General features: G+C 57.2%; 3 protein-coding genes. All 3 read right to left on the bottom strand.

Annotation, left to right across the window (positions count from 1 at the left end; all coding sequences use genetic code 11):
* The coding region (locus tag GY634_RS17015; RefSeq protein ID WP_423227311.1) for a nucleotidyltransferase domain-containing protein at window positions 1–239 on the bottom strand (239 nt) is incomplete at its 3' end.
* Window positions 240–326: 87 nt separating this feature from the next.
* Complete coding sequence (gene dfrA22, locus GY634_RS17010; RefSeq protein WP_032667553.1) at window positions 327–824, bottom strand: trimethoprim-resistant dihydrofolate reductase DfrA22; 498 nt, start codon at window positions 822–824, stop codon at window positions 327–329.
* A gap of 56 nt (window positions 825–880) precedes the next feature.
* A partial coding sequence (locus GY634_RS17005) for a hypothetical protein (protein ID WP_479724667.1) occupies window positions 881–1,075 on the bottom strand: 195 nt, incomplete at its 5' end.

Below are 1,075 nucleotides of genomic sequence, written 5' to 3'. Positions count from 1 at the left end.
ATCTCCGCTAAGAATCCATAGTCCAACTCCTCCGTGACGCGCCCGCCGAGCATTTCAACCATTGCCTCGAGCTCGCCGCGCCTCTCGCCGGGAAACGTCAGATCAATATCATCGTGCTTGCGTGTTACACGCCCTAGCCGTGCATCGATCGCCCAGCCCCCACCGATCCAGAGCGGCAGATTTCGCTCATCTGCCGCAGCTAGAATTTGGTGTATCAATGTGACCTGCGTTGTGTCCATGCGGCCTAACGTTGGACGTAACGGGCACCGAGGCGCAGCCGAGGGACCCCAAATGCGCAGCATTTGGGTGTCCCGTTGACGGACTTGTTAGCCGTTACGACGTGCATAGACGGAGTGCGTGTACGTGATTGTGGCTTGAACGGTTTCGGCTGAGACAACCTCGAATTCTGCTTCGTCGAGCACAGGGAAGAAGGCGTCACCCTCGAAGGTTTGATGTACCTCAGATAGAAAGACGCCGTCGGCACGAGGTAGTGCCAGTGCATATACCTCGGCTCCGCCGGCCACGTAGAGCTCTTTGCCGTGTTCGGCTGCGATGGCAATAGCCTGCGACAGCGTTGAAACAACTGCACAACCAGCAGCGCTATAACTGGCTTGGCGCGAGAGCACCACTGTGCGGCGGTTTGGTAAGGGCTTGCCTATGGACTCAAACGTCTTGCGGCCCATAACGACCACTTTGCCCTCGGTGAGCCTGCGAAAGATCTTTTGCTCACCCGGGATTTTCCAGGGAATATCGGGGCCATTGCCAATAACCCGATTGGCACCCATGGCAGCGACCAGATAAATGCGGACCAATTCCGGGTTCATACGGCTAACACCTGAGTTAAGCCGCGCCGCGAAGCGGCGTCGGCTTGGACGAATTGTTAGGCCGCATATCGCGACCTGAAAGCGGCACGCAAGACCTCAACCTTTTCCGCCCCGAGTGAGGTGCATGCGAGCCTGTAGGACTCTATGTGCTTTGTAGGCCAGTCCATTGGTGGTACTTCATCGGCATAGTAAAAGTAATCCCAGATGATCGCCTCCCAGCTGTTACAACGGACTGGCCGCCCGGCGATGAC

The sequence above is a fragment of the Paenalcaligenes suwonensis genome, from assembly GCF_011290505.1.
Lineage (GTDB): Bacteria > Pseudomonadota > Gammaproteobacteria > Burkholderiales > Burkholderiaceae_B > Paenalcaligenes > Paenalcaligenes suwonensis.
This window is presented reverse-complemented; position numbering and strand designations above follow the sequence as displayed.